This window comes from Arthrobacter sp. C9C5 (genome assembly GCF_013359735.1).
Lineage (GTDB): Bacteria > Actinomycetota > Actinomycetes > Actinomycetales > Micrococcaceae > Arthrobacter.
In genome coordinates this window covers 64,823-87,774 of record NZ_JABFMX010000019.1, presented here as the reverse complement: position 1 = coordinate 87,774, position 22,952 = coordinate 64,823, and the positions used below count along the sequence as shown (strand labels likewise).

General features: G+C 68.0%; 20 protein-coding genes and 1 tRNA gene. All 21 read right to left on the bottom strand.

Going from position 1 to position 22,952, the window contains the following annotated elements:
* Positions 1 to 96: 96 nt before the first annotated feature.
* Positions 97 to 1,449 (bottom strand): ABC transporter substrate-binding protein, encoded by a 1,353-nt coding sequence (locus HNO80_RS14805; protein WP_175323610.1) that lies wholly within the window; start codon positions 1,447 to 1,449, stop codon positions 97 to 99.
* Positions 1,450 to 1,732: 283 nt separating this feature from the next.
* Positions 1,733 to 1,806: transfer RNA gene (locus tag HNO80_RS14800), tRNA-Leu, on the bottom strand.
* A gap of 31 nt (positions 1,807 to 1,837) precedes the next feature.
* A complete protein-coding gene (locus HNO80_RS14795) occupies positions 1,838 to 2,815 on the bottom strand; it encodes an N-acetyltransferase (protein WP_175323609.1) in 978 nt (325 codons plus the stop codon).
* Between the two features lie 136 nt (positions 2,816 to 2,951).
* Positions 2,952 to 4,388 (bottom strand): NAD(P)/FAD-dependent oxidoreductase, encoded by a 1,437-nt coding sequence (locus HNO80_RS14790; protein ID WP_175323608.1) that lies wholly within the window; start codon positions 4,386 to 4,388, stop codon positions 2,952 to 2,954.
* Between the two features lie 38 nt (positions 4,389 to 4,426).
* Positions 4,427 to 5,926: a S8 family serine peptidase gene (locus tag HNO80_RS14785; RefSeq protein ID WP_175323607.1), complete on the bottom strand. Its 1,500-nt coding sequence runs from the start codon at positions 5,924 to 5,926 to the stop codon at positions 4,427 to 4,429.
* Between the two features lie 120 nt (positions 5,927 to 6,046).
* A complete protein-coding gene (locus tag HNO80_RS14780; protein ID WP_175323606.1) occupies positions 6,047 to 6,997 on the bottom strand; it encodes a Ppx/GppA phosphatase family protein in 951 nt (316 codons plus the stop codon).
* On the bottom strand, positions 6,994 to 7,701 hold the full coding sequence (locus HNO80_RS14775; RefSeq protein ID WP_175323622.1) for a DUF501 domain-containing protein: 708 nt from the start codon (positions 7,699 to 7,701) through the stop codon (positions 6,994 to 6,996). The genes HNO80_RS14780 and HNO80_RS14775 overlap by 4 nt, the downstream gene beginning before the upstream one ends.
* 108 nt (positions 7,702 to 7,809) lie before the next feature.
* Positions 7,810 to 8,544 carry an FtsB family cell division protein gene (locus HNO80_RS14770; protein ID WP_175323605.1) on the bottom strand — a complete coding sequence of 245 codons (735 nt, stop codon included), beginning with the start codon at positions 8,542 to 8,544 and terminating at the stop codon, positions 7,810 to 7,812.
* A gap of 110 nt (positions 8,545 to 8,654) precedes the next feature.
* Positions 8,655 to 9,935: a phosphopyruvate hydratase gene (gene eno / locus HNO80_RS14765; RefSeq protein WP_175323604.1), complete on the bottom strand. Its 1,281-nt coding sequence runs from the start codon at positions 9,933 to 9,935 to the stop codon at positions 8,655 to 8,657.
* 128 nt (positions 9,936 to 10,063) lie between these two features.
* Positions 10,064 to 10,762 (bottom strand): MazG nucleotide pyrophosphohydrolase domain-containing protein, encoded by a 699-nt coding sequence (locus HNO80_RS14760; RefSeq protein ID WP_175323621.1) that lies wholly within the window; start codon positions 10,760 to 10,762, stop codon positions 10,064 to 10,066.
* A gap of 76 nt (positions 10,763 to 10,838) precedes the next feature.
* Positions 10,839 to 12,011 (bottom strand): adenosine deaminase, encoded by a 1,173-nt coding sequence (locus HNO80_RS14755; protein ID WP_175323603.1) that lies wholly within the window; start codon positions 12,009 to 12,011, stop codon positions 10,839 to 10,841.
* A 32-nt stretch (positions 12,012 to 12,043) separates the two neighbouring features.
* On the bottom strand, positions 12,044 to 12,760 hold the full coding sequence (locus HNO80_RS14750) for a DedA family protein (protein ID WP_175323602.1): 717 nt from the start codon (positions 12,758 to 12,760) through the stop codon (positions 12,044 to 12,046).
* Between the two features lie 185 nt (positions 12,761 to 12,945).
* Entirely contained in the window at positions 12,946 to 13,596 is a 651-nt protein-coding gene (locus tag HNO80_RS14745) for a DedA family protein (protein ID WP_175323601.1), read from the bottom strand.
* Between the two features lie 150 nt (positions 13,597 to 13,746).
* On the bottom strand, positions 13,747 to 15,069 hold the full coding sequence (locus tag HNO80_RS14740) for a thymidine phosphorylase (RefSeq protein ID WP_175323600.1): 1,323 nt from the start codon (positions 15,067 to 15,069) through the stop codon (positions 13,747 to 13,749).
* The gene (locus HNO80_RS14735; RefSeq protein ID WP_175323599.1) at positions 15,066 to 15,497 is read right to left on the bottom strand and encodes a cytidine deaminase; all 432 of its coding nucleotides are present in this window, start codon (positions 15,495 to 15,497) and stop codon (positions 15,066 to 15,068) included. The genes HNO80_RS14740 and HNO80_RS14735 overlap by 4 nt, the downstream gene beginning before the upstream one ends.
* A gap of 2 nt (positions 15,498 to 15,499) precedes the next feature.
* Positions 15,500 to 16,840, bottom strand: a complete 1,341-nt coding sequence (locus HNO80_RS14730; protein ID WP_175323598.1) for an ABC transporter permease — start codon at positions 16,838 to 16,840, stop codon at positions 15,500 to 15,502.
* Entirely contained in the window at positions 16,837 to 18,252 is a 1,416-nt protein-coding gene (locus HNO80_RS14725; RefSeq protein WP_175323597.1) for an ABC transporter permease, read from the bottom strand. Before HNO80_RS14725 ends, HNO80_RS14730 begins: the two co-directional genes overlap by 4 nt.
* Entirely contained in the window at positions 18,245 to 19,858 is a 1,614-nt protein-coding gene (locus tag HNO80_RS14720; RefSeq protein WP_175323596.1) for an ABC transporter ATP-binding protein, read from the bottom strand. Before HNO80_RS14720 ends, HNO80_RS14725 begins: the two co-directional genes overlap by 8 nt.
* 172 nt (positions 19,859 to 20,030) lie before the next feature.
* The gene (locus HNO80_RS14715) at positions 20,031 to 21,140 is read right to left on the bottom strand and encodes a BMP family lipoprotein (protein WP_502707863.1); all 1,110 of its coding nucleotides are present in this window, start codon (positions 21,138 to 21,140) and stop codon (positions 20,031 to 20,033) included.
* A gap of 305 nt (positions 21,141 to 21,445) precedes the next feature.
* Positions 21,446 to 22,471 carry an NADP-dependent oxidoreductase gene (locus tag HNO80_RS14710; RefSeq protein WP_175323595.1) on the bottom strand — a complete coding sequence of 342 codons (1,026 nt, stop codon included), beginning with the start codon at positions 22,469 to 22,471 and terminating at the stop codon, positions 21,446 to 21,448.
* Positions 22,468 to 22,899, bottom strand: a complete 432-nt coding sequence (locus HNO80_RS14705; protein WP_175323594.1) for an organic hydroperoxide resistance protein — start codon at positions 22,897 to 22,899, stop codon at positions 22,468 to 22,470. Before HNO80_RS14705 ends, HNO80_RS14710 begins: the two co-directional genes overlap by 4 nt.
* Between the last annotated feature and the right edge of the window lie 53 nt (positions 22,900 to 22,952).

Sequence of the window (22,952 nt, the reverse complement as noted above, 5' to 3'; positions counted from 1 at the left end):
GCCCTCGCAGCCTAGGCTCTTACTTAGCCAGTCCAACTTTCAGGGACCAGTTCACCGGGGTGGACGGGGGTCTCTTGTTTGTCTTGGAAAGCGGCTTTACAGCTTGCCGAATTCTTCCTTGACGGGCTTGTAGCTGTTGTCATCCTGGAACTCGTAGATGCCGATGTAGGCTTCCGTCGGGTCGCCGGCGTCGGAGAACGTTACGGGGCCGGACTGGCCGTCGTAGTCGATGTCCTTGCCGTTGCGGAGCAGGGTGACGCAAGAAGCGTAGTTGTTGCACTTCTCGCCGCCCTCGGAGACCGCCTTGAGCTGCTTGGCGATGTCCACGCCCTTGGTGCTTTTGGCAGCTTCGGAGGCCAGTGCGATCAGGTTCACGGCGTCGTAGGACTCGCCTGCGTAGCTGAAGTCCTTGAGCGCCGGATCGATCGCGAGGAGCTTCTTCTTGAAGTCATCCTTGGCGAAGGTGCCCGGGATGGTGCCCTGGGCGCCCTTCAGGGTGCCAGCCTTGAAGTCCTTGCTGTAGTCGGACATGTTGCCGTCCACCATGAAGATCTGGGTGGGCTTGATGCCCTTGCCCGTCATCAGCGGGACGATGCTCTTGGCCTGGTCGAAGGTGATCAGGGCAATGGCATCCGGCTTGGCGGCGAGGACCTTGTCCACCTGGCTGCTGAACTGGGAATCGCCTTCATTGAAGAGCTCTTCCGCGACAACCTTGCCGCCGGCAGCCTCCACCGCGGACTTGACGTTCTTAGCCAGACCCGTGCCGTAAGCGTCGTTCAGTACGATCATGCCAACGGTCTGGGCGCCACAGGTGGCCATGTAGTTGCCGAGGACCTTGCCCTGCAGGACGTCCGACGGCGCGGTGCGCCAGTAGAGGCCCTTGTCGTCCCACGTGGTGAAGTCCGGCGAGGTGTTGGCCGGCGAGAACTGGATGACGCCGGCGCCGGTGATCTGGTTGATCACGGTCTTGGAGACGCCCGAAGAGGCGGCACCGACGATAGCGCTGACGCCCTGGCCCAGCAATGCGGTGGTGGACTGCGTGGCGATGTCCGTCTTGGTGTCGCCGGAGTCGCGGTGGATGACCTGGACGGGCTTGCCGAGCACGCCGCCGGCGTCGTTGACTTCCTTGATGCCAAGGTTCACACCGGCGATTTCGGGCGGGCCGAGGAAGGCCAGGGAACCGGTGGTCGGCAGGAGCGAGCCGATCTTGAGCGGGGTATCCGTGGTGGTCGAGGACGCGGGCACGGAGCCTGCCGCGCTGGCCGAGGTGGTGGAACCGCCGGTTGCGCTCGGGGCCGGGCACGCGATGCCTGCGGCCTGGGCGGATGCCGAACCGGTGGTTGCCGACGGCGTGGACGTACCGCCACAGGCCGTAGCCAGAAGGGCGACGCCGAGGCTAAGCACTGTGAGCTTAGCGATGCGCGGCGCCACCTGGGGGAGTGAAGTCATAGAGAAATCTCCTCGATCTAAAGGTGCGAACGGCCTTTGATGCGAAAGATCAGGTGTTCCTGATTTAGATTCAAGCTAATGCAATTTCCGCCCGAACATAAGTGACTACGGTCACATCCTTATAACACTCGTTGCATAGAGGAAATCAGCCTGCGGGAAAAGTGCGGTACCTGGCGTCAGGACGGCCCGGGAGGCTGTCTGGCGGCCACCACCGCCCGGCGCCCCGAGTCGCTTCATGGGGCCGCGGGCCGCAATTGTGGCGCGCGGCGTGGCAATTATGAAGTGCCCCAGGTGGGACTCGAACCCACAACACGCGGATTTTAAGTCCGCTGCCTCTGCCAATTGGGCTACTGGGGCGCCCGGTCAATGGTATCCCGGCGACGGCTCCCTACGACGCGGCCGGTACCCCGTCGAAGGGCTGGGCGTAGCGGAACGTCCCGCTGACCCCGCCGGGCCAGAGCGCCAACGGCAACAGTTGGAAATGATCGCCCCAGGACGGATCCGGTGCCTGCACGCCGAGCGAGGTGGAAGGAACGAAGCCAAACCGCGCGTAGTACTCCGGGCTGCCGAGCAGCGCGATGCCCCGCTCCCCCGCGGCATTTGCGCGGTCGATGGTTTCCTTCATCAGCGCCGATCCGATTCCGTGCCGCTGCAGCCGTGGCACCACCCCGATCGGGCCCAGCCCCAGCAGCTCCAGTTCCCCCGCCCGGCCCCGGGTGCTGATGACATGGCCCACGATCTCACCATCCAGCTCGGCGACAATGCTGAAGTCCGGCAGGTACTCCCCGCACTCGAAGAGCCGCCGCAGGAGATCAACTTCCTCCGGTTCCCCTTCTACCGGCAGGCCTGTGACCGGCGAGATGGAGAAGGCCGAGGCGGTGAGGGCCAGGAGCGCCGGCCGGTCCTCGGGCTGTTCGCCGCGCAGGACCAGCTTCGGCGCGGGCAACTGCCCGCCGCCGTTCGCGGTGCGGCTGTCCGCGGAGAGCTCGTGGAGGACCTCGAGGGCGCGTTCGGCATCGGCCACCGGCACGAGCAGATGGTCGTGGTGGAACCCGGCCAGCACGTTGCAGCTGATCTTGGCCTCGGTCAGGGCGGCACTGACGGCAGCAGTAAGTCCGATGGCTTCGAGCGAGGAATGCACCTGGAGGGTGATCCAGGCCGCCACGAAGTCGTACTTGAGGCCCAGGGCATCGGCGTCGGCCCGCGGCAGCACCACGGTCAGACCCTCGGCCTCCCGGACCGCGGCCGCAATGTGGCCGGCCAGCGGTTTGCCGTGCGGCCACAGCGCATAGACATACTCGCCCTCGCGGATCACCGGCCGCATGGTCGCCAGCAAGGTATTCAGGTCCTTCTCAGCGGGAGTCATGGGCCCAGTCTAGGCAGGTCGGCCCGCCCCCCGGCCAATCCGCCCAACAATCCAGGCGGCGGCCGGCGGCGGTACCAACGACGACGGCGGCCGCTCCCCCGGAAGGGAACGGCCGCCGTCGTCGGGCTGCTGCGGGCTACTTGGAGTTGGCCGGGGCAGCTTCCTTGGCAGGTGCCGGAGCGGCCGGAGCCGCCGCCGGCTTCGGAGCCGGCGTCGCCGCGGCCACGAAGGCGCCGCGCGGGTTGTCGAGGTCCATCAGCTGGGTGGTGTCGCGGCCCAGGAAGAGCTGCCAGAACCAGCCGGAGATCACGCGGATCTTGCGCTCGACCGTCGGCATGGCCAGGCCGTGGTAGCCGCGGTGTGCGAGCCAGGCCAGCGGGCCCTTGAGGCCGATGCGGCCGACGAGGTTGATGTTGGCAACGCCCTTCCATTCGCCGAAGCCGGCGACGGCGCCCAGGTTCTTGTGCTTGTAGTCCTTGAGCTCCTTGTCCCAGCGGGAGGCCCACAGGTTCTTGGCAAGCCGCTTGGCCTGGCGCAGCGCGTGCTGGGCATTCGGGACGCAGGTGCCGTCCGGCAGGCCGCTGCCGGTGAGGTCCGGCACGGCCGCGATGTCGCCGGCGGCCCAGGCGTTTTCGATGATGCCTTCGTCGCCGGAGACGCGCAGGTCCGGGAGGACACGGACACGGCCGCGGGGTTCCAGCGGGAAGTCGGTGGAGCGGACCATCGGGTTGGCCTGCACGCCGGCAGTCCAGACCAGGGTGTCGGATTCGAATTCCTGCGCCGGGGTCTTGTCCGGCAGGTTGATGAGCTTCAGGGAGCCCTCGGCGTTGTCCAGCGAGGTGTTGAGCAGCACCTCGATGCCGCGGCTGCGCAGGTGCTCAACGACCCACTCGGCCTGCTTGGCCGTGACCTCGGGCATGATGCGGCCCATGGCCTCGACCAGGACGAAGCGCACTTCCTCCTGCTTGACGCGCGGGTTGTTCTTGACCGCGGCGCGGGCCAGGTCTTCCATTTCGGTAATGCACTCGATGCCGGCGAAGCCGCCGCCGACGACGACGAACGTCAGGGCGCGGGCGCGCTCGGCCGGGTCGGTCATCAGCGAGCCGGTTTCGATGCGTTCGAGGACACCGTTGCGCAGGGCGACGGCTTCCTCGATCGTCTTCAGGCCGATGCCCTTGTCCGCGAGGCCCTTGATCGGGAACGTGCGGGTGATCGCGCCGGCGGCCAGCACGACGTCGAAGTAGGGGGTCTCGAAGTTCTCGCCGCCGTCAGCCGGTGCCACCACGGCCGTACGGTTGGCGTGGTCGATCGAGGTGACGCGGCCCTGGATCAGTTCGGTCTGCTTGAGGTGCTTGCGGTGCGAGACGACGGCGTGACGCGCCTCGATGTTTCCGCCGGCCACTTCCGGCAGGAAGGGCTGGTAGGTCATGTAGGGCAGCGGATCAACGAGGGTGACGATGCCACCGGCATTCGCGATCTTTTTCTGCAGTTTGAGGGCTACGTACAGGCCGACGTACCCGCCGCCGACGACGAGTACCCTGGGACGGTCCTGGAGCTGAGGGGTGGATGCCATGGATCAAGAATACCGTAGTTTGTGAAAAACTTCACTAACTACTGCGGGGCCCGGTTTTGGGCGGAATCCGGCGTGTCTGCCCCGGGGTCGAGGGGTCCTGCCGCGGGGGCCGCGTCGGGGCCGGCTGCCGGGCCGGAGTCAGGGCCCGCCGCAGTGCCCGCGTCGGCGCCCGGCCCGGGTCCGGTGCCCGGCTCGGGGCGCGGGTCCGGCTCGGGTGCGGTGCCGGGCCCGCGGACGGCACGGCGCAGCTGGATGGCGGCCGCGGCGATGATGCAGACGAAGAGCCCGCCGAAGCCGAGGACCACCATTGCCGGGACGGCGCTGTCGGCCGGCGACGGAGCCTCCGCGACCGGGAGGGTGGCTTCGGGCAGGGTCGGCGCCGCGCTCGAGGGGCTGGGTACGGCGGCTGGGGCGGGACCCACCGGGTTTCCCCGTCGGTGGACACGGATCCAATCGGAGATCGAGCCCAGCGGATTCAGCGTGGTTTCCGGCACGTCGGCCTTGAGTGCAGCCTCGGCGTTCAGCACGCCGAAGCCGTACAGCGGGTCCTTGCCCGGCAGCCCGGCATCCTTCGCGGTGCTGACAATTCGGTTAATGACCTGGCTGGCGGACATCTCCGGCCACTTCGAGCGGATCAGGGCAGCGACGCCGGCAACGATGGGGGTTGCGCCCGAAGTGCCCGCCCACTCGGCGTAGCCGCCGCCGGGCAGGCCGCCGACCAGGTCTTCGGCCGGTGCCGCTACGCCGATGCTGATGCCCTGGGACGAGGAATCAATGCTGGCGACGCCTTTGCGGTTCAGGCCGGCCACCGTCAGCACGCCGGGGATGGTCGCCGGGGCGCCTACCTGGATGTTGCCGCCCACCCGGTTGCCGGCGGCGGCGACAATGACGACGTCCTTCTGCTCGGCGTACAGGAACGCCGCATCCCAGCTTTGCGGCCACTCCGGGGAGGTGCTGCCGAGCGAGATGTTGATGACGCGGGCGCCGTTGTCGACGGCCCAGCGGACCGCGGCGGGAATCTGGTCCTGGTCGCTCTTTCCGCCCGGGTTGGCGGAGCCGAGCCAGGTGGAGACGGAGAGGATCTCGGCTTCGGGGGCGACGCCGACGATCCCGTCGGGGCCGACGCCGGCTGCAGCTGAGGGCCGGGCGGTGGATTTTGCCGATTTTGCCGGCTGGTGTCCGCGGCCGGCGAGCATGGTCGCCACCAGGGTACCGTGCTCGGGTTTCGCGCCGATGCTTTTCCGGCCATCCGCGGCTCCCGCTCCGGACACGTCCGTTCCCCCGGTCAGCACACCCTTGAGGTCCGGATGTTTGCCGTCTACGCCGCTGTCGATGACGGCGACTTTAACGTTGGCGCCCTTCGAGACTGCCCAGGCCTTCTTGATGCCGGACTCGGCGAGCCAGTACTCCTTGTCCCGGGTGCTGTCCGCGTGTGCAGCGGGGGCCGCCGACAGTGCTCCCGCGACGCTGCCGCCGGCAAGGGCCAGGGCCATCAACGCGGAGGCGGTCCGGCGGCGCCGGGCTCTTGCTCTGGTCATTCGGGTCCAATCGGCGGTATGTCTGCGGCCGCGACCGTTCTGGGCGCGCGGCAGGGGGTAGCGGCCGCTCCTGCCGGCGCTGCCGGACAGGGCCGGTAGTGGGTCGGTGCGGGCGCGGAGCTAGCTGATGCTCAGGGCAATACCGTCCAGAATATCGTGTTCGCTCGTCACGGCCGACGTGATGCGGCCCTCTGTGACGTCCGCCATGCGTTCGAGCACGCGCCGCCAGACAAGGCCGCCTGCGCCGATCACGTCCACCCGACCCGGGTGCATGTACGGCAAAGCGGCCCGGTCGTCCCGCGTCATTTCGAGCAGCGAGGTACAGGCCGCCCGGGCAGTGTCCAGGCCAAGTTCGGTGCCGTGGATGGCGGCCGGCGAGTACTCGGGCAGCTTCAACGCGTGGGCGGTGATCGTGGTGACGGACCCCGCGACGCCGACGACGGCGGTGGCGCGCTCCAGCGGCACCGTGCGTGCCGCGTCGCTGATGGCGGCGTCGACGTCGGCCTCCGCCGCGGCGATCTGTTCCGCCGTGGGCGGGTCGTCCTGCAAGTGCCGTTCGGTCATCCGGACGCAGCCGACATCGACCGATTTGGCGGCGATCACTCCGTCGGCGTCGCCCAGCACGAACTCCGTGCTGCCGCCGCCCAGGTCCACCACCAGCACCGGGTCCTTGCCCCGCGAGGGCAGCACGCTGCTGGCGCCGGCAAAGGACAGGGCGGCTTCCTCGTCGCCGCTGATCACCTCGGGCTCGACGCCGAGCAGTTCCCGGACCCCGTCGATGAAGACCTGGCGGTTCCGGGCGTCCCGGGTTGCGGACGTTGCCACGAAGCGGACCTTCCCGGCGCCGTGGCGGCGGATCAGCTCCGCGTAGTCACGGGTGGCCTCGAGGGTGCGGTCCAGCGCGTCCTGGGCGAATTCGCCGGTGGCGTCGACGCCCTGGCCGAGCCTGACGACTCGCATCTCGCGCACGACGTCCGTTAGCTTCGGCGGGGTATCGCCGCCCGCGGCGACATCTGCGATGAGCAGGCGGATGGAGTTGGTGCCGCAGTCGATCGCGGCCACGCGGCTCACTGCCCGGCTCCGGCGGCTGCTGCATCCCCGCCGGCGGCGGCGTCGGTGCGGGACTTCCGCACCGGGGCCGGCCGGCCGACGATTTCGGGCAGACCCTGCGGTCCGTGCCGACTCAGGTCCTGCGAAGGGGCCTCTCCGCCGGTATCCCACGCGCCGTCGCAGTAGCAACGGTCCCGGGTCCACCACTCGCTGATGCCGGCTACGGCCTCGTCGCCGAGCGGGTTGACTCCGGGGCCGGCCGCGAGCGAATGGCCCACCAGGACATGCAGGCACTTGACGCGGGTCGGCATGCCGCCGGCGGAGATCCCGTCGATCTCCGGGACGGCCCCGATGCCGGACCGGGCGCCGATCTCGGCGCGGGACTGCAGGTAAGCCTCGTGCGCGGCACGGTAGTCCGCCGCCAGCGCCTCGTCGGCACCGAGCCGCTCGTTCATCTCGTTCATCATCCCGGCCGCCTCCAGCCGGGACACGGCCGAGGTGATGACCGGATGGGTCAGGTAGAAGGTGGTGGGGAACGGCGTCCCGTTGCTCAGCCGCGGCGAGGTGGCCGCCACCAGGGGGTTGCCGCAGACGCAGCGGGCAGGGATCTCGACGACGTCGCGCACCGGCCGCCCCAGTTGCCGGCTGAGCACGTCAAGGTCGCGGGCCGAAGGCTGGCGTGGATCCTCCGGCGCCGGGGTGGCTTCCTTGGGGGTCGCTTCGATGGGGTTCCCGGTCCGGGGATCGTCCGCTCGGTTCTCGTCCACTGGCGCGGCACCTTCCTGCCCTGTTGGAATTACCGGTCTGCGGTAATCCGGCGGCGGGCGCCGCTCCTAGTCTGTTGCCGACCGCCTGATGGAGTCCCAAAGGGAATCCACCCACGGCAGATTGGCCGGGTCTGTGGCTGTTCCTGCTGCGGCGCCGGAACCGGACGTTGCGGCAGGAAGATCGCTGCCGTAAACCCAGTAGCCGGTTTCGCCGGGCATAACCATGTTAATGCGGTCACGGGCTTGTTGTTTCACGTAGTTCGGGTCCTGCCAGCGCGAAACCTCACGCTTGAGGTCCGTCTGCTTCGCCTGCTGGGCCGAAATCTCGGCCTCCAGGTCAGCTATTTCGGCGCGCTTTTCGAGGAAGATCCTGACCGTGGGCGCCAGCATGATCGTGATGGCGATCATCACGACGCCGAGGGCCAGCAGTCGCCCGGAGAAGGCTTTGGCCGGAACGGGATCGAGCCCCTCGGTTTGCCCGGGCTGTCCGGATTTCGTGCCCGCTCCCCTGCCCGCGGCCGGCGTGGCTGGGGCGTTCTCGCGGGCGCCGGTCTTTGCAGCTCCGGTCCTGGCGGGCGCAGCGGCTCCGCCGGCGGGGCCGGGTTTGCCGGTTCCCGGCGCCTCGGGCGCCGCTGGTCCGGCGTCGTGGCCGCTTGGCCGGCCGGCGGGTTCGCTGCCGTGCCGCGGACCGCCGAAATCAGCCCTGATGACATGGCCGCCGTCGGCTTCCCCCCGGCTGGTGGCCGAAGACTTCGGGGCCGCAGCAGCGGCCCGGGGAACCTTGGGACGGCGGGTTGCCATGTCACTCCTTCAAACTGGCCAAAAAGAACCGGCCAAAAAGAACCGGCCAAAACAGAACCGGTGGCCATGGTCTTTCCACCATAGCCACCGGTACCTGATTTTTGCGGGTACTAGCCCTTGAAACGCGGGAACGCGCTGCGTCCGGCGTAGCGTGCGGCGTCGTCGAGTTCCTCTTCGATGCGCAGCAGCTGGTTGTACTTGGCGACGCGCTCGGAGCGGGCCGGGGCACCGGTCTTGATCTGGCCCGCGTTGGTGGCCACCGCGATGTCAGCGATGGTGGTGTCCTCGGTTTCGCCGGAGCGGTGCGAGGTGATGGTCGTGTAGCCGGCGCGCTGGGCGAGGGACACGGCGTCGAGCGTCTCGGTCAGCGAACCGATCTGGTTGACCTTGACCAGCAGCGAGTTGGCGGTCTTCGACTCGATGCCGGTCTGGAGGCGCTCCGGGTTCGTGACGAACAGGTCATCGCCCACGATCTGGACCTTGTCGCCGATCGCGTCGGTGAGGGCCTTCCAGCCTTCCCAGTCGTTCTCGTCCAGCGGGTCCTCGATGGAGACCAGCGGGTAGTCCGCCACCAGCTCGGCGTAGTAGGCGCTCATCTCGGCGGAGCTGAGGGCCTTGCCTTCGAACTGGTACGCGCCGTCCTTGAAGAACTCGGACGAGGCGACGTCGAGGGCCAGGGCGATGTCCTTGCCCGGGGTGTAACCGGCGTTCTTGATGGCTTCCTGGATCAGGTCCAGGGCCGCGCGGTTGGACGGCAGGTTCGGGGCGAAGCCGCCCTCGTCACCCAGGCCGGTGGCCAGGCCCTTGGACTGCAGCACCGCCTTGAGCGCGTGGTAAACCTCGACGCCCCAGCGCAGGCCCTCGGAGAAGGTCTCGGCGCCGAGCGGGACAACCATGAACTCCTGGATGTCGACGTCGGAGTCGGCGTGCGAGCCGCCGTTGAGGATGTTCATCAGCGGCACCGGCAGGACGTGCGCGTTGGGGCCGCCCAGGTACTTGTAGAGCGGCAGGTCGGCCGAGGCGGCCGCGGCGTTGGCGACGGCGAGGGACACGCCCAGGATCGCGTTGGCACCGAGCTTGCCCTTGTTGGCCGTGCCGTCCAGGTCGATCATGGCCTGGTCGATGCTGCGCTGGTCGGTCGCGTCGAAGCCGATCAGGGCCGGGGCGATCTGGTCGATGACGGCGTCGACGGCCTTCTGGACGCCCTTGCCGAGGTAACGGCCCTTGTCGCCGTCGCGGAGTTCTACGGCCTCGTGTTCGCCGGTGGAGGCGCCGGAGGGAACTGCTGCGCGGCCGATCTGGCCGTCGGAGAGCAGGACTTCAACTTCTACGGTCGGGTTGCCGCGGGAATCGAGGATCTCGCGGGCGTGGATGGCATCGATAAGCGCCATGAATATGCTCCTTTGGGTGAAGCGATTTGCTGGGAATCTGACTGCTGGAAATCTAGCGGTGGATCAAGCGGGAAACCGACGTCCTCGTCGCCCCTAGCCTAGTCGAGAGTGGGATAAGTTACGGAAAGCTATCCAGTCCCCGGACGCGGTGCTCCCGCGCCGGTGGCGGGACCGGCGTCGGAACCGGTGCCGCCGGAGTGGTTGCCGGACGAGCTCCCGGACTGGCTGTTCTGGAAATGGCGGTTGACCACGCGCAGGGCGCGCTCGGCGTCCAGGCCCTCACGCCGGGCGGCCGCGACAATGCCGAACAGCAGCTCTCCAAGCTCCTGCTCGGTCGCCGGGGCGGGTGGGCCCGCGGCGGGTACTGAGGCGGCGGCCTCCAACGCGGGGGCCGGTTCCAACGCGGTGGGCAGTCCTGCCCGTTCTGCCCGGTCCAGGAGTTTCTGCGCCCGGGCCAGCGCGGGCAGCGCGGCCGGGACGCCGTCGAAGGCGTGGCCCCGGCCGGGCTTTTCGGCTTTCTTGACGGCATCCCACTTCAGCACGATCTCCTGGACCGTGGCCGGGAAGGAGTCCTGCAGGGAGCCGTCGGCGCGGAAGACGTGCGGATTGCGCCGGACCATCTTGTCCCGCAGGCCGCGGGCGACGTCGTCGAAGTCGAAGGCTCCGCGTTCCTCGGCGAGCCGGGCATGCAGTACCACCTGCAGCAGGACGTCGCCGAGTTCCGCCCGCAGCTCGGCGTCGCCGCCGTCGGACTCGATGGTTTCAGCCACCTCATAGGCCTCCTCAAGGAGGTATTCCACGAGGGATTCGTGGCTGAGGGCGCCCATCCAGGGGCAGTGGACGCGCAGCTCGGCGATGGTTCGCAACAAGTCCCTGAGCGGCGCGTCCACCGGGTTGGAGTCCTTAGCCAAGGTCGGCGTAGGCCTCGTTGATGTATTCGACCAGGGCTTCCTTTTCCTCCAGCGGAAGGAACGCGGCTTCGGCTGCGTTCAGCGTCAGCTCGAGCAGGTCGTCCAGGTCGTAGTCGAAGGTCTCAACGAGCAGTTCGAACTCGTCGGTGAGGGTCACGCCGCTCATCAGCCGGTTGTCCGTGTTGATCGTGACGTTGAAGCCCAGCTGGTAGAGCATGTCCACCGGGTGGCTTTCGATGCCTTCGCCGAAACCGGCAATGGCGCCGGTCTGCAGGTTCGAGGACGGGCAGATTTCCAGTGCGATGCCGCGGTCCCGGACCCAGCTGGCCAGCTCGCCGAGGGTTACGAGGCCGATGTTGTCGTCGACCTCGTCGCTGTCGGCGTTGATATCGGAGACATCGGCGTCGTCGGCGTCCTCGAACTCGACGGTGACGTCCTCGGCGATCCGAACGCCGTGGCCCAGACGCAGCGCCCGGCCGTCAACGAGTGCGGACTGGATGCTCTCCAGCCCGGCGGCCTCGCCGGCGTGGATCGTCGCCGGGAAGTTGTGCTGGGCAAGGTAGGTGAAAGCGTCCTTGAACCGGGCAGGCAGGAAGCCGTCCTCGGCGCCGGCGATGTCGAAGCCGACGGCACCCTTGTAGCGGTGCCGGACGGCCAGCTCGGCGATTTCCTGGCCGCGGTCGGCGTGCCGCATGGCGGTGATCAGCTGGCCGACCTGGATCTCGCGGCCGGTCTCGGCGACGGCGTCGACGCCTGCATCGAGGCCGGCCTGGACGGCTTCAACGACGTCGTCCAGCGACAGGCCCTGCTGCAGGTGCTGTTCCGGGGCCCAGCGCACCTCGCCGTACACGACGCCGTCGTCCGCGAGGTCTTCAACGAACTCCTTGGCGACGCGGTACAGGCCTTCCTTGGTCTGCATGACGGCGATGGTGTGGTCAAACGTCTCGAGGTAGCGGACCAGCGAACCGGAGTCGGCGGATTCGCGGAACCACTCCCCCAGCGCGACCGGGTCGGTGGAGGGCAGCGTGTGTCCGACGGCTTCGGCAAGTTCAATGATGGTGGCCGGACGCAGTCCGCCGTCCAGGTGGTCGTGAAGGGAAACCTTGGGAAGGCCCTTCAGGTCGAATTCGAGGTCAGGGGCAGCGTCAAGAATAGTCTCAGTCACGTTCCAACCATAGGGTCGGACGGCGCCCCGCGCTACTTGCGGGAAGCGTCGGTCTCCTTCGACCGGGCGGTCAGCGCCGGCTCGGACCCGGAAGCCGCGGCATCGTCCGCCGCCGCTGCCTCCGCGGCAGCCGGCTCGTCGTGCCGGCCCAGGCGTTTGTGCCACCAGCGCAGCAGGTGGTCAACGGCCACGCCGAGGACAATAGCGAAGACGACGGCGATCCCGGCGCTTAGGAGCGGGTTGTGGTGCAGCCAGGGGAAGGAACTGGCCAGAATGCCGATTCCGAGCGAGTAGATCACCCAGGTGACGCAGGCGAAAGCGTCCAGGAGGAAGAACCTGCGGTGCGGGAACCCGGTGGTGCCGGCGACGTAGTTGACGGCCACGCGGCCCCACGGGATGTACCGGGCGGTGAAGATCAGCACCGCGCCGCGCTTTTCCAGTTCGTAGCGGGCCCAGGCGAAGACCCGCTGGACCTTGGGCTTGCGCATCCAACGGAAGCGTTCGATGCCGATTTTGCGCCCCAGCAAGTAGGCCATGTTGTCGCCGGCGATGGCGCCGATGAGCGCCGTGAGGCCGAGAATCCACAGATTGGGCTGTCCGCTGTGCCGGGAGTAGGCGGCGAGGGCGACAATCAGCGTCTCACTGGGGACCACCATGGCGAAGCCGTCGATGAAGAAGAACACCAGCAGGAGGGGATAGATCCACCACTGGCCTGCTGCATGGAGCACGGCCTCATTAATGAACTCCACGCGGGCTGTGCTCCTAGAAAACTGAAGGGGTGGGGACGTACCCGGGACGGACAAGAGTTACGGTTGAGCGCACACGGCACAGACGTGACGTGAATCGCACCTAAGTGTCCCACGGGCCGGGCGTCCTGCGCTACGCACCGCAGCGATGATTCCGGCCGTGGCGCGGGGCGTTCCCGGCACGGGTCCTAGCCGTCGGCCGGCGGCGCGGGCCGGTCCTGGTCCTCCGGGACCAGCTCCCCCGGCGCACGGCCGCGAAGCCTGCTCAGGGTGAGGTCGACGGCGATGCCGAGGATGATCGCGCAGATGATCGCGATGGTGGCACCGAGGAGGTGGTTGTCTTCGAACCATTGCCCGAAGAACAGGCCGATGCCCACCGAATAGCCGGACCACAGCATCGCGGAGAGCACCGTCAGCGCGACAAAGCGGGATTGCGCGTAGTTGGTGGCGCCGGCGGTCAGGTTGACGGCCACCCGGCCGATCGGGACAAACCGGGCGACCATGATCAGCGACGCGGGCCGTTTCCGGAGCTCGCCGCCAGCCCACAGGAAGGCCCGCTGCGCCCGGTACCCGCGCATCCACGCCCAGCGTCCGGTCCCGGTGGCCCGCCCGATCAGGTAGGCGATGTTGTCCCCGGAGAACGCCCCGGCGGCTGCCACGACCACCAGCAGAAGCGGGTTGGGCACCTCCGCCGCCGCGGCGACGGCGGCCAGGCCCACCACCACCGATTCACTGGGAACCGGGGGAAAGAACCCGTCAATCAGGCAGCACGCGAACACGAGGAACAGGACCCAGGGTTGGCCTGCGGCGGCCAGGATGAAGTCGTTGATTGCCTGCACGGTTTCCTAACGCACGGCGGTGCCCGGTTTCTCCCGGAATACTGTGGTGCCAGTGTACTGCCGGACCCGGCGCCGTTGCCCTATCACTTGGGGCTGTTAACCCCGAGGGTTGGGGACCCAGGGTGATAGGGCAAGGCGGCAGCCGGACCCTCAGGCGATGCGGTCGATGATGAGTTGCTGGGCCGGGCGGGAGCCCTCGGGGGCGATCACGGCGGCGTGCTCGAGCGCTTCCTTGGCACGTTCGAACTTCTCCGGGGTGTCCGTCAGCAGGGTCATCAGCGGCTCGCCGGCACGGACCGTGGCGCCCGGCTTGGCGTGCATCCGCACCCCGGCGCCGGCCTGGACCTGGTCCTCCTTGCGGGCGCGGCCGGCGCCGAGGCGCCAGGCTGCGACGCCCACGGCCATGGCGTCGAGTTCCACCAGCACGCCATCGGCCGGCGCGTAGATGGTCTCGGATTCCTTGGCCACCGGCAGCACGGCGCGCGGGTCCCCGCCCTGGGCCTCGATCATCCGGTTCCAGACGTCCATGGCGCGGCCGTCCTGAAGCGCGGCGCGCGGATCGGCGTCGTGCACGCCGGCGCAGGCCAGCATCTCCTCGGCCAGCCGGACGGTGAGTTCGACGACGTCTTCCGGGCCTCCCCCGGCGAGTACCTCCACGGATTCCTCGACCTCGATCGCGTTGCCCGCGGTGAGGCCCAGGGGCGTGTTCATGTTGGTCAGCAGCGCCACCGTGTTGACCCCGGCATCCTTGCCCAGCGCCACCATGGTTTCGGCCAGTTCCCGGGCGCGCGCCTCGTCCTTCATGAACGCGCCGCTGCCCACCTTGACGTCCAGGACCAGGGATCCGGTGCCTTCGGCGATTTTCTTGCTCATGATCGAGGAAGCGATCAGCGGGATGGCCTCGACCGTGCCGGTGACGTCGCGCAGGGCGTAGAGCTTCTTGTCCGCCGGGGCCAGGCCGGCGCCGGCGGCGCAGATGACGGCCCCCACGTCCTGCAACTGGGCCAGCATTTCCTCGTTGCTCAGCGCCGCGCGCCAGCCGGGGATGGACTCGAGCTTGTCCAGGGTGCCGCCGGTGTGGCCGAGGCCGCGGCCGGAGAGCTGCGGAACGGCGACGCCGAACACGGCCACGAGGGGTGCCAGCGGAAGGGTGATCTTGTCCCCCACCCCGCCGGTGGAGTGCTTGTCCGAGGTGGCCTTCACGCCGCCGTCGGGCCGGCGCAGGCTGGAGAAGTCCATCCGCTCGCCGGAGGCGATCATCGCCGCGGTCCAGCGGGAAATCTCCGCGCGGTCCATTCCGTTGAGCAGGATGGCCATGTTCAGGGCGGCCATCTGCTCATCGGCGATGGCGCCGCGCGTGTAGGCGTCGATCGTCCAGTCGATCTGGGCGGCGCTGAGCACGCCCTTGTCGCGCTTGGTGCGGATGATGTCGACGGCGTCGAACGCCTCAGTGTTGCTGGTGGTCTGTGTCACCGGGTTTCCTCCAGGTGTTGGGGGCCAAATGCGTCGGGAAGCACCTGGTCCATCGTCTTGATGCCCTGTGTGGTCATGAGTTCCATGTCCGGGGCCCGGAATTCGTAGAGCAGCTGCCGGCAGCGCCCGCACGGCATCAGAACGTTGCCGTCCGCGTCGACGCAGTAGAAGGCGCGCAGCAGGCCGCCGCCGGTCATGTGCAGGTTGCCGACCAGCGCGCACTCGGCGCACAGCGTGAGCCCGTAGCTGGCGTTTTCGACGTTGCAGCCGCTGACGATCCGGCCGTCCGCGGTGAGGGCCGCTGCCCCCACCGCGAACTTCGAATACGGCGCATAGGCGTTCTTCATCGCCGCAACCGCGGCTGCTTCCAGCGCAGGCCAGTCCACGCCGGAGGCCGGGACCGCTGCCGGGAACGTGTCGTCAGCCATGGTCAGCCCTTGACGTACGGGATGCCGCTGGCCGCCGGCGGCCGGGAGCGTCCGACGAGGCCGGCGACGGCGAGCACCGTCACGAGGTACGGAAGCATCGCCATGAACTGGCTCGGAACCGGGGTGCCGATGATCGTCACGATGCTTTGCAGGTTGTCGGCGAAGCCGAACAGCAGCGCCGCGAAGAAGGCACCGATCGGGTTCCAGCGGCCGAAGATCAGTGCGGCCAGGGCGATGAAGCCGCGGCCGCCGGAGATCTCCTTGGTGAAGCTGTCGATCGCCACCAGGGTGAAGAAGGAACCGCCGATGCCGGCGATGGCGCCGCCGAGGGTGACATTCCAGAAGCGGGTGGCGTTGACCTTGATGCCCATGGTGTCGGCTGCCTGCGGGTGTTCGCCAACGGCGCGGACGCGCAGGCCCCACTTGGTCTTGAACAGCCCTACCCAGACCACGATCACGGCGATGTACATGAGGTAGCCGATCAGCGACTGCTTGAACAGGATCGGGCCGATCAGCGGGATGTCGCCCAGGACCGGGATGGTGATCGGGTCCAGGTGCGCGGGCGAGTTGAACTTGTCCTTGTCCGCCTGCATGACCGTACTGAACAGGAAGCCGGTGACGCCGGAGACGAGGACGTTGAGCACGACGCCGACGATGATCTGGTTGACCACGTACTTGATGCTGAAGAGGGCCAGGATCATGGAGACGAGGGCCCCGGCAATGGCCGCCGCGAGCAGGCCCAGGAAGGGGTTGTGCGTCAGCGTGGCGATGATCGCGGCCGTGAAGGCGCCGCCCAGGAGCTGGCCTTCGATGGCGATGTTCACGACGCCGACGCGTTCGCAGAGCACGCCGGACAGGGAGCCGAACACCAGCGGCACGGCCAGGGTCACGGACCCTGCGATCAGCCCGGCGAGGGAAATGCTGGTGGTGCGGGCCCCGCCGACCACCCAAATCAGGAACGCGGCGACAAACAGCGCAATGAAGGCGATCGTGACCCAGGCCGGGACCTTGCGGTTCCGGGTCTTGAGGAACACGGCATAGCCGGCCAGCGCGAGCATGATCACCGAGAGAACGATGCCGCCGAGGAAGGCCGGAACCTCCAGGGCCGGCAGCTGGAAGAAGTCGCTCCCGGTGGAGATTCCGAACTTGGCGGTCTGGTGCGGCCCCATCAGTCCGAAGAAGATGAACGCCACGACGGCCAGCACCAGCAGGGTGACCGGGAGCTTCCAGGTCACGGGCTTGGCGGTCACGGTCGTGTGGTGGTGCTTGGCCGCGGGAGCTCCCCCGTCCAGGGGTGCAGGCTGCGGCTTCCCCGGCTGGGGCGACGTTGCTGTTGTGCTCATGCTGCTACTCCGGTGGTTGCTGCCGTCTTGGATTTGTTGGCCTTGACGGCCTTCTTCTTGCGCGGGTTCAGGCCGAACACCGCGCGCACCAGCGGCGGGGCGGCGATGAAGAGCACGATCAGCGACTGGACCACCAGCACGATGTCGATCGGGGTTCCGGTCTGGATCTGCATCTGGACGGCGCCGGCGCGGAAGGCGCCGAAGAGCAGGCCGGCGGCGAAGGTGCCCCACGGCGTCGAGCGTCCCAGCAGCGCCACCGTGATGGCGTCAAAGCCGTAGGTGGCCGCGACGCCGTCGGTGAGGACCTTTTCGGTGCCGGCCACCTGGGCGACGCCGGACATGCCGGCCAGGGCGCCCGCGATGGCCATCACCAGGATGGTGGCGCGCGGAACGTTGATACCGGCGGTCAGGGCAGCCTTCGGGTTGGCGCCGACGGCCCGGAATTCGAAGCCGATCGTGGAGCGGTTCAGCACCCACCAGACGAAGACGGTCGCCGCGATGGCCAGGATGAAGCCCAGGTGCAGCCGGTACTGGGTGCCCAGGATCTGCGGGTAGACGGCGCTGGGGTCCAGGATCGGGGAAATCGGGTTGGTCTCGCCCGGCCGCTGGAACGCGGGGGTGTTGAGCAGGTAGCGCAGGAAGTAAAGCGCGATGTAGTTGAACATGATCGTCAGGATCACCTCGTGGGCGCCGGTGCGGGCCTTGAGGAAGCCGACCAGGCCGGCCCAGAGGGCGCCGCCGACGACGCCGGCCACGAGGACCAGCAGCAGGTGCAGGCCCATCGGGAGGTGCAGCGCGAAGCCGACCCATGAGGCGAGGATGCCGGCCATGATGATCTGGCCCTGCGCACCGATGTTGAAGAGTCCGGCGCGGAAGGCCAGGGCGACGCCGAGGCCGGCGGTGATCAGCGGGGTGGCGATGGTGAGGGTTTCCATCAGCGGGGCGAACTGCCCGGCCGCGCCGGTGCCGCGGGGGTTGAACACGGAGCCCTGGAAGAGCGCCACGTAGGAGCGGGTGGCGGCGGACCAGACGGCGGAGAAGAAGTCGCTGGGCCGGGCGAAGAGGTAGCCCGCGCTCGCGCTGACGGCCTTGTCCGTGCTGGCGATCAGCAGGCCGCCGAGGATCAGCGCGAGCAGCACGGCCAGCACGGAGACCATACCGCTTCCGGTGAAGATTTTGCGCATGAGCGAGTCGGGGCCGCCGGGGACGATGCCGCTCTGGCCCGAGACCGGGACGGCAGAGGGGCGCATCGCCCCGCCAGCGGTGTCCAGCGAGGTGGCGGTGGTGGCGTCCGTGGCGTCGGTGGTTTCGACGTCGGGGGTATTCGGCGTTGCGGTTGGCTGGGCTGCGGTTCCCGCGGTTTTCGCCGGATCGGGTTCAGCCGCGTGGCGGGGCCGGTTGGTTTCAGTCATGGTGCTCTCCTACGGCGCCGGAGGTGGACTCCTGTGCGGGCTGGGCGGCGGCGGCCGGGGCGGCGGCTGCGGTTGCCGGGGTCTTGGTGCTGTCGGCGTGGGCCTCGTCGGGCGACAGGCCGGCCATCATGAGGCCAAGGACGTCACGTCCGGTGCCGGCCGGCACGATGCCCACCAGCCTGCCCTTGTAGAGCACGGCGATCCGGTCCGCCAGCTCGATCACTTCGTCGAGTTCGGTGGAGACGATCATCACGGGGGTTCCGTGGTCGCGCTCCGCGACGATCCGCTTGTGCAGGAACTCGATGGAACCGACGTCGACGCCGCGGGTCGGCTGGGACGCGATGAAGAGGCGCAGCGGACGCGACAGCTCGCGCGCCATGACCACCTTCTGCTGGTTGCCGCCGGACAGGGTGCCCGCGGCGAGCGAGCCGGACGGGGTGCGCACGTCGAACTCGTCGATCCGGGTCTTCGCGTTTTCCAGCACCTTCGCCGGGCTCATGCTGATGCCCTTGGCGAACGGTTCCTGGTCGTAGCGGTCCAGGATCAGGTTCTCGGCGATCGAGAACGTTCCGATCAGCCCGTCCACCGAGCGGTCCTCGGGCACGAAGCCGACGCCGGCCTTCAGCACGTCCTTGACGCTGCGGCCTACGAGCTCTTCGCCGTCGAGCAGGATGGAGCCGTGGACCCGGTCCTGCAGGCCGAGGATGGCCTCGGTCAGCTCGGTCTGCCCGTTGCCCTGCACGCCGGCGACGGCGAGGATCTCGCCGCGGGCGATGTCGAAGCTGATGCCGTCCACGACGTGCTGGCCGCTCGGTGCGATCACGGTGAGGTCCTTGACCTGGAACGTGGTCTCCTGCGGCTGGGCCGGGGCCTTGTCCAGGGTCAGGTTGACGGCGCGGCCCACCATCATCGAGGCGAGTTCCGTCGTCGAGGCCGAGGGGCTGGCCGTGCCGACGACCTTCCCGCGCCGGATCACCGTGATGGTGTCCGAGACGGCCTTGACCTCGCGCAGCTTGTGCGAGATGAAGACGATCGAGGTGCCGTGGCTCTTGAGCTGGCGCATGATGTCCAGCAGCTCGTCGGTGTCCTGCGGGGTCAGCACGGCGGTGGGCTCGTCGAGGATGAGCACCTTGGCGTCGCGGACCAGGGCCTTGATGATCTCCACGCGCTGCTGGACGCCGACCGGCAGGTCCTCGATCAGCGCGTCGGGGTCGACGTCGAAGCCGTACCGGTCGGAGATCTCCTGGATCTTCCGGCGGGTGTCATCGAGATTGAGGAAGCCGCCGGCCTTGGTGGTCTCCGCCCCGAGGGCCACGTTTTCGGCGACCGTGAAGACCGGGACCAGCATGAAGTGCTGGTGCACCATGCCGATGCCTGCCGCCATGGCGTCTCCCGGGCCGCGGAAGCTGACGGGTTTGTCGTCGATGAGGATTTCGCCCTCGGTGGGTTCGTAGAGCCCGTAGAGGACGTTCATCAGCGTGGACTTGCCGGCGCCGTTCTCGCCGAGCAGACAGTGGATCTGCCCGGGTTCAACGACCACGTCAATGTGGTCGTTGGCTACCAGGGAGCCGAAGCGTTTGGTGATCCCCTTGAGTTCAAGTTTCAAAACTCTGACCAATCTCGAAGTGTGTCCGGGTCACGGCCCGGACGCCGGTGATGGGGCTGCAGAACCAGCCTAGTGCCTGCCGCCAGGGCTGAGGCTAGGCGTCGCCGCAACGAAAAGCGCCACAGCCCGTGCGGTCTGGGACCGTCCGGGCCGTGGCGCTTAGCGGCGGAAGTTACGCCTTCGGGCTGGCTGCGGACTCAACCTTCAGCTTGCCGTCGGCGATGTCCTTCTTGATCTGGTCCAGCTCGGTCTTCAGTTCGGCCGGAACCTGGGAGTCCAGGTCGTGGAACGGAGCCAGCTGGACGCCGTCGTTCGCGAGGGTGCCGACGTACGGCGTGTTGGTGAACTTGCCGTCCTTGTCTTCCTTCACGACGGTCTCAACGGCCTCGCCCATCTGCTTCATGACGGAGGAGAGCATGATGTCCTTGTAATCCGGGGCGGTCAGGAAGCCGTCGGAGTCAACCCAGATGAGCTTGACGTCCTTGCCGGCCGCCTTCGCTTCCTTCAGCGCAGCGCCTGCACCCTTGCCGACCGGGCCCGCGACGGGCATGACAATGTCCGCACCCTGGTCTAGGAAGTTCTGGGTGAACTGCTTGCCCTTGTCCTGCTTCTCGAAGTCACCGGTGAAGGAGCCGTCCTGCTTGGCCTTGTCCCAGCCAAGAACCTTGACGTTCTTGCCCTTCTTCTCGTTGTAGTACTTCACGCCGTCGGCGTAGCCGTCCATGAAGATGGTGACGGTGGGGATCTTGATGCCGCCGAAGGTTGCGACGGTGCCGGTCATGGTGGTGCCGGCCGCGAGGTAGCCGGCCAGGAAGGCAGCCTGGGCCGTGTCGTAGATGATCGGCTTGACGTTGGCGATCGGCTTGTCGTAGCCGAAGTCGATGATCGCGAAGTGCTTATCCGGGTTCGCCGTGGCCTGGGCCTTGGTGGCGTCGCCGAGCAGGAAGCCGACCGTGATGGTCAGGTTGCAGCCGGCGGTGACCATGGCGCGCAGGTTCGGCTCGAAGTCGTTGTTGGTCTTCGACTCGACCTGGTTGACCTTGATGCCGAGGTCCTTTTCGGTCTTCTTCAGACCCTCGTAGGAGGACTGGTTGAACGACTGGTCATCGAATCCACCGGAGTCGGACACGATGCAGCCCGTGTAGTTGCCGGCACTTGCGCTGGCGGTGCTGCTGGCGGTCGGGGCAGCCCCGCAACCGGTGAGCATCAGGGCGGCCGCACCTGCGGTGGCGACGCCGGCCATTGAACCGCGCTTGAAAGTTGCGCGCAGTGAGTTCTTCAAATTTCCTCCAGGAAGAAAGAGATAGGCGCTACGACGGGAGTTCAATGAGTGTCTGCTTCCGGTTTTCCCCCGAAACACTGTTGTCACTGACGGATTCGCAGCACTGCGCCGAGGCGCACTGATGGAAGCTACTTTAGTGTCATGGAACACGTCGAGTAACACACTTCACAGCCGTTTCCCAGATTGTTGAGAACTTGTTACCTAGCGCCGCACCGATCCGCGCGAACGTACACTTGGGGCCCCGAAATCCTTAGAAATCGGGGCCCCAAGTGTACGTTCGCGCCTGCGCTGGAGGCGGAGCTAGCTCAGAGGCGGACCAGCATCTTTCCGGTGTTGGCACCCTCTAGCAGGTCCATGAAGGCCTGCGGCGCATTCTCCAGCCCGTCCACCACGGTCTCGTCGTAGCGGACGGTGCCGTCGGCCAGCCAGCCGGAGAGCTTCTCGACGAACTCGCCCATGTACTGCCAGTAGCCGCCGACCAGGAAGCCCTTGAGGGTCAGCTGCTTGCCGATGGCCAGCATGAGGTTCCGGGGGGCCGGCGTCGGCTCGGTGGAGTTGTACTGGGCGATGGCGCCGCACATGGCGACGCGGCCGCCGACGTTGAGCACGGACAGCGCGGCCTCGAGGTGCTCGCCGCCGACGTTGTCGAAGTAGACGTCGATGCCCTTCTCCCCCGCGGCCTCCTTCAGCAAGTCGCGGACCGGGCCGTCGTGGTAGTTGAAGGCGGCGTCGAAGCCGAGCTCCCGCAGGCGGGCCACTTTCTCCGGGGTGCCGGCGCTGCCGATCACCCGGGAGGCACCCATGGCCTTGGCAATCTGCCCCACCAGGGAGCCGACGGCGCCGGCTGCGCCGGAGACGAAGACGGCCTCGCCGGGCTTAAACTCGGCGACCTTGAGCAGTCCGGCGTAGGCGGTCAGGCCGGTCATGCCGAGCGCGCCCAGGAAGGCCGACGCCGGGGCCAGGTCGGTGCGGGCCGGCGTCGTCGCGGCGGCGTCAAGGACGGCGTACTCACGCCAACCGAGGCTGTGCACCACAGTGTCCCCCACGGCACGGTCGGCTGAGCGGGAGGCGATGACCTCGCCGACGGCGCCGCCCTCCATGGCGGCATCCAGGGCGAACGGCGCGGAGTAGGACTTCACGTCGTTCATCCGGCCGCGCATGTACGGGTCCACGGAGATGAACAGGTTGCGGACCAGGACCTGGCCGTCCTGGAGCTCCGGCAGCGGGGATTCGGCCAGCCGGAAGTTCTCCGGCACGGGGCGGCCGTGCGGGCGCGAGGCCAGCTGGATCTCTCGGGTGGTGGTGGGGAGAGTGGTGGTTTCGGTGCTCATGCGGCGACCTCCAGGATCGTGATGTCTACGGTGATGTTGCCACGGGTGGCGTTGGAGTAGGGGCAGACCTCGTGGGCCTTGGCGACGAGCGCCTCGGCGGTTTCGCGGTCCACGGCCGGCAGCGCGATCTCGAGTTCGGCGGCGATGCCGTAGCCGGAGCCGCCGTCGAGGGCGCCGAGGTGGATCTTCGCGGCGACGGCGGAGTCGGTCAGGTCCGCCTTCTGCTGGCGGCCCACCAGGCGCAGGGCAGAGTGGAAGCAGGCGGCGTACCCGGCGGCGAAGAGCTGCTCGGGGTTGGTGCCTTCGCCGTTGCCGCCGAGCTCCACCGGGCTGGCCAGGCTGACACTGAGTTTGCCGTCGGACGTCTGCGCGTTGCCGTCGCGTCCTTCGCCGGAGGCGAGCGCTTCGGCCGTATAGAGGGTCTTCATGGGGATTCCAATCTGTTGGGGGCAGGGAAGCTTGTGGGGTGCCGCGGGATCGG